This is a genomic window from Acidimicrobiia bacterium, assembly GCA_016650365.1.
In the GTDB taxonomy this organism is placed as follows: domain Bacteria; phylum Actinomycetota; class Acidimicrobiia; order Spongiisociales; family JAENVV01; genus JAENVV01.
In genome coordinates this window covers 1-4,719 of record JAENVV010000252.1, presented here as the reverse complement: position 1 = coordinate 4,719, position 4,719 = coordinate 1, and the positions used below count along the sequence as shown (strand labels likewise).

Annotated in this window: 7 protein-coding genes; 5 read left to right on the top strand and 2 right to left on the bottom strand. The window is 62.6% G+C overall.

Annotation, left to right across the window (positions count from 1 at the left end):
* Both JJE47_14405 and JJE47_14400 read right to left on the bottom strand, forming a co-directional pair.
* Positions 1-555 (bottom strand): hypothetical protein (locus tag JJE47_14405; GenBank protein ID MBK5268615.1); only part of this gene is annotated, 555 nt, incomplete at its 3' end.
* Entirely contained in the window at positions 552-878 is a 327-nt protein-coding gene (locus JJE47_14400; protein MBK5268614.1) for a hypothetical protein, read from the bottom strand. The genes JJE47_14405 and JJE47_14400, both read right to left, overlap by 4 nt.
* Before the next feature lie 96 nt (positions 879-974).
* On the opposite strand from JJE47_14400, the gene JJE47_14395 reads away from it, so the two are divergent.
* From JJE47_14395 to JJE47_14375, 5 genes are all read left to right on the top strand, one after another.
* Positions 975-1,394, top strand: a complete 420-nt coding sequence (locus tag JJE47_14395) for a non-heme iron oxygenase ferredoxin subunit (GenBank protein MBK5268613.1) — start codon at positions 975-977, stop codon at positions 1,392-1,394.
* Positions 1,391-1,873, top strand: a complete 483-nt coding sequence (locus JJE47_14390; GenBank protein MBK5268612.1) for a DUF2249 domain-containing protein — start codon at positions 1,391-1,393, stop codon at positions 1,871-1,873. The genes JJE47_14395 and JJE47_14390 overlap by 4 nt, the downstream gene beginning before the upstream one ends.
* Positions 1,874-2,138: 265 nt before the next feature.
* A complete protein-coding gene (locus tag JJE47_14385) occupies positions 2,139-2,810 on the top strand; it encodes a helix-turn-helix domain-containing protein (GenBank protein ID MBK5268611.1) in 672 nt (223 codons plus the stop codon).
* On the top strand, positions 2,807-4,198 hold the full coding sequence (locus tag JJE47_14380) for an SLBB domain-containing protein (GenBank protein MBK5268610.1): 1,392 nt from the start codon (positions 2,807-2,809) through the stop codon (positions 4,196-4,198). The genes JJE47_14385 and JJE47_14380 overlap by 4 nt, the downstream gene beginning before the upstream one ends.
* A 21-nt stretch (positions 4,199-4,219) precedes the next feature.
* Positions 4,220-4,549 carry a hypothetical protein gene (locus JJE47_14375; GenBank protein ID MBK5268609.1) on the top strand — a complete coding sequence of 110 codons (330 nt, stop codon included), beginning with the start codon at positions 4,220-4,222 and terminating at the stop codon, positions 4,547-4,549.
* The last annotated feature ends 170 nt before the right edge of the window (positions 4,550-4,719 follow it).

Below are 4,719 nucleotides of genomic sequence, written 5' to 3'. Positions count from 1 at the left end.
GAACCACCCGATTTCACGATTGAAGGCATATACCACCCCGAACGACACGGTGATGAGCAGATAGGCGACCGAGATCCGGAGACCTACCACCGGTATGCCCCCGGTGCGGCCGAATAGTGGAGCTGACAAGTTCCAGGCGGCCATGGTCACCGTCACCGCCCCGAGCAGTCCCGCCGCCGGGACTAGCCACCGTGGTCCGTGGGCGAATCCGGTGGGGAGAAGCCAACCGGTCAGGACGATACCGACCATGGTGAGTCGGGCTGCCCCGACCGACCGAAGCGGTCTCCCACCGGCAACCGGACCGAACTGATGGACTGCTCCGAGAACGGCGACGGTGAGAAAAGCGAGCACTGCCAGGTGGACCGTCGAGATGACTCCACTGTAGAACGGGGAGGCGACGAGACTGTCAGCGGCCAGCCAGGCTGCCAAGCCAAACCCTATCAACCCAATACCTGCCGCAGACAGGAAGCCCAGGGGTATCGACGGTGGGGGCACCACTCCGGGCATACCCGTCGTACCCGACAGTGGGATGAGGGTTCGACTGGGAGGTGTCATCGGACTTCCTCATCTCGCTCCGGGCCGCGGCAGGACTTATGATCAGGGGCGGTGGTAGCACTGGCTGCTCCCCTAATGACCTCACCGTTGTCTGCCATCCCAAGCCGGTGTCCCACAATGGTGACAACCCGCCGCAACTGTTCGGAGTTGGACCGATGGGTCACCACAAGACATCCGACCGTCGCATCCTCTTCGACGGTTTCGACGTCGGGCTGCGACAACAGCGCCTGACGCACATGTTCGAAACAAGCGAAACAGTCGATGTCGGTGCGCAGGTAGGTGACGATCGCTCCATCGACCTCTCGGTCTGACGGGATACTCATGATACTTTCCACCATTTCCTAGTTCGCATGATTATTCTAGTGTATGCTAGAAAAATAGTCCCGTCCAGTTCCTATCATCAAAGGGAGAAGATTCTTATGCGATCGGGTCACCTGAATTCGACCGACCCGGGATCCGGCCGACCAGCCACCGGGACCGAAACAAAATCACCCGCCTCCGGACGTCCCCAAAGGGCCCCCCGGGGCCGTCTAGTCGGCCCCCTCGCCGACCTGGAGTCCGGTAGGCCCCGCCGTTACGACGTCGACGACCTACGAATCGCCCTGGTACGGATTGGCGACGACGTACATGCCATCGGCGACCGATGCACCCATCAGGATGTGTCCCTTTCAGATGGGGAGGTCGACCTCGAAGAAGCCGAGATCGAATGTGGCAAACACGGCAGTACCTTTTCGCTGATTACCGGTCAACCGCAGTGTCTTCCGGCCACCGAACCCACCCCCGTATACCGGGTCGAAGTCGTCGATGGTGACGTGTTTGTGGAGCTTGACCGATCATGAGCGAATCCCACCAACCAACTTCGGATCCTCACGGCCCGGCCGTGGCGATTCTCGACGTCCGCTCGGTCCATCCTCGAGACCGGCACCAGACCATCTTTGACCGGCTCCGAGCCATGGGCCCCGGCGAAACAATCCGACTGGTCAACGATCACGATCCGGTCCCACTTCGCTACCAACTCGATGCCGAATACCCCGACTTCTACCGATGGGTGGCGGTGGAGACGGGACCCGAACGCTGGTCGATCGATCTCACCTGTCGGGTTCGAACGGTCGATGCTCGCCCCACCATCGCCGGAGGTGGCGAACCATTTGGTGCCATCATGGAGGCTGCCGCCGCCACAGGAGACGATGAGATCCTCGTCGTCTACGCCCCGTTTGAACCGGTCCCCCTCGAGGGCGCCCTCGGCGAGCAGGGATTCGGCTACGTCGCCGATCAGATCGACGAAACCAACTGGCGGGTTAGGTTCTCCCGTCAATGACCATCGGACCGAATCCCGTCAGCGTCGCCGGTCGCAAGTTCGAACCGAAGACCAAGGTATCGTCTCTCCCCGGGTGGTCCACACCCACCGAGTGGTCGTATGTGTCCGTCTACCTCCGACGAGCATACGACCATCCGGACCTCCTGGTCGGTGAACGGTCGATCGACGACCAACTTCGGGTCGCTCCCCCGTCGACCGTGAACCTCGGGCATAATCAACCATGCCGACAGGCCATCATCTATCAAGGTTGGATTGACAGACGACCATGAGTCTCCAGGAACAGGCCCGAGCTCTCGGAGATCACACCCGCCATCGGATCTTCCGCTATGTCGCCGACGCTGCTCGGCCGGTAGACGTGCCCGAACTAACCAAACACTTCGGCCTCAACCACAATGCCATCCGCCAGCATCTTGCCAAACTGGTGACTGCCGGACTCCTGACCCAAACCACCCGCCCATCAGGAGGACCCGGGCGTCCCCGCCTCGTGTTCCGAGTCGATCCGGGTGCCGACGGGCGATGGGGAACGGCCGGCCCGTATCAGCGACTGAGCCTTCTCCTCATCAGCGTGCTCACCAGCGATTCAACCCCCGAAGAGGTCGGCCGCCTGGCCGGGCGCCAACTCGAAGTTGCCGTCGCCGACCCGGGCCGATCCCAAATGGATGCGTTGGGAGAGGCCATTGCCCGGGGAGGTTTTGACCCCAGCCGGCGACAGCGTGGTGACCGAGTCGAGTTCGTGCTGGCCACCTGTCCGTTTGCCGAGGCGGCAGGCGCCGATGCCGATACGATCTGCGGACTCCATCTGGGTCTTGCTCGGGGCTTGGCCGACCAACTCGACGGGGTCACCGTCGACAACCTGATTCGCCGCGACCCGCACCGGGCCGGATGCCTCCTCCAATTCCACGTCGACCACCCCCTAGCGCCGCAGGAGAGGACATGATCCGGCCCGAATCCGATTGGCGGGTACTCCCAGACCAGGCCGTGCCATCGCTCTCGGAGTACCTTGAACTCGGCGGTGGCGTGGCCCTCGAACGAACCCGACACGCCACGGCCGATCAGGTCATCGACCAGCTGACCCGGGCCGGCCTGCGAGGCCGGGGCGGGGCCGGCTTCCCCACCGGAGCCAAGTGGCGTTCCATCCTCACCGGCGGCGGCCAACATCACTACGCGGTATGCAATGGCGCCGAGGGCGAGCCGGGTAGTTTCAAGGATCGGGCGCTGATCCGTGCCAACCCGTACCAGATACTCGAAGGGCTCATCATCGCCGCCCGGACGGTTGGCGCCATCGAAGCGTTCCTCGCCGTCAAGGCATCATTCTGGCCCGAGATCCAACGCCTCAGCACCGCGCTTACCGAAATCGAACAGGCCGGATGGCTCGATGGTCTCGAAGTCAAAGTCAGCGCCGGACCCGAGGAGTATCTCTTCGGAGAAGAAAAGGCGCTACTCGAAGTCATCGAGGGCAACGACCCGCTCCCCCGCTGGCTCCCTCCCTACCTGCACGGTCTGTTCGCCACCACCCCCCAACTCGGTTGGCAAGCCCACGATTCGGAGTCTGGACACTATGGGGAACATGCCTCGAACCCCACCCTCGTGAACAATGCCGAGACCCTCGCCCAGGCCACCTGGATCCTTTCCCACGACACCGACGAGTTCCGATCTGTCGGAACCGAACAGTCACCCGGGACGGTGGTGTGCACCGTAGTCGGGGACGTGGAACGGCCCGGAGTGATCGAAGTACCGATGGGTACCCCACTGCACGAAGTGCTCGCACGATGTGGCGGCCCACGACCGGGCCGGACGATCAAGGCGGTGGTCCCGGGGGTGGCCAACGCCATCCTTCCCGCCGAGGCAATGTCGACTCCGCTCACCTATGAGGACATGGTGGCGGCCGGTTCGGGCCTGGGAGCAGCCGGGTTCATCGTCTACGACGACACCGCCTGCATGGTCGAGGTGACAGCCACCCTGTCACGCTTCCTCTCGGTGGAATCATGCGGACAATGCCTCCCCTGCAAACTCGGTACCGGCCACATCACCGCAGCCCTCGAACGGCTCTGCGACGGAACCGGAGCCGCCGCCGACCTCGACATCATCAAGGAACGGCTCCGTATCGTCGCCGACGGGAATCGGTGCTACCTACCCGTCCAGGAACAAAACCTCGTGTCGAGTCTCCTACGCCTCTACCCCGAAGACCTGGCCACCCACCTCGAGGGCCGATGCGCCTCACTGCGAGCCAGGATCCCCACCCCCAAAATTGCCGACCTGGTCGACGGGGTAGTCACGTATGACGAACGACAAGAACATAAACAACCCGACTGGTCCTACCGATAGACCAGCGGCCGCCCAAGACGGTTGGCACTACTTCGAGCACTCGAAGAACCCGAGTTGCTCAAACTCGTCGACGCCCACGTCAATGCTATGCAGGCGGTCCCAGATTTGATTTTCGATCTCGACGCCGACGGCCGCGAGGCGGGCAAGGTGCTCGAGGACGGAATCCACCTAGCGGAGGGAGCGACCGTCTGGACCCTATTGCATGAACTCGCTCACTGGCTCGACCCGGACGGAGACGGGCATACGAAGAAATGGGCTGACACTTTCGTTGATCTCGTTGCGAAGTCGATCAGCGAGAGTTCAGGCAACCGCCTCCGTGCAGAGTTCGCCGGCGTCAGGATGAATCCCTGATCCTTTTGGCTACCTACTGGGGCTGCTCAAGCGGCAGCCCCACCAACGACGCCACCAAATGGCTCGGCGAAGGATGGTGGAATAAGTGGGACCGCATTCGCTACTTTGAACAAGTCGTAGACGTGAAGTCGATCGGCATCCGAAAGCCAGCACCCGAGCCCTACCAAAGG

What these genes read in the sequence shown, in the direction of transcription:
- JJE47_14400 (MBK5268614.1), bottom strand. Translation starts at nt 878, where the DNA reads ATGAGTATCCCGTCAGACCGAGAGGTCGATGGAGCGATCGTCACCTAC.
- JJE47_14395 (MBK5268613.1), top strand. Translation starts at nt 975, where the DNA reads ATGCGATCGGGTCACCTGAATTCGACCGACCCGGGATCCGGCCGACCA.
- JJE47_14390 (MBK5268612.1), top strand. Translation starts at nt 1,391, where the DNA reads ATGAGCGAATCCCACCAACCAACTTCGGATCCTCACGGCCCGGCCGTG.
- JJE47_14385 (MBK5268611.1), top strand. Translation starts at nt 2,139, where the DNA reads ATGAGTCTCCAGGAACAGGCCCGAGCTCTCGGAGATCACACCCGCCAT.
- JJE47_14380 (MBK5268610.1), top strand. Translation starts at nt 2,807, where the DNA reads ATGATCCGGCCCGAATCCGATTGGCGGGTACTCCCAGACCAGGCCGTG.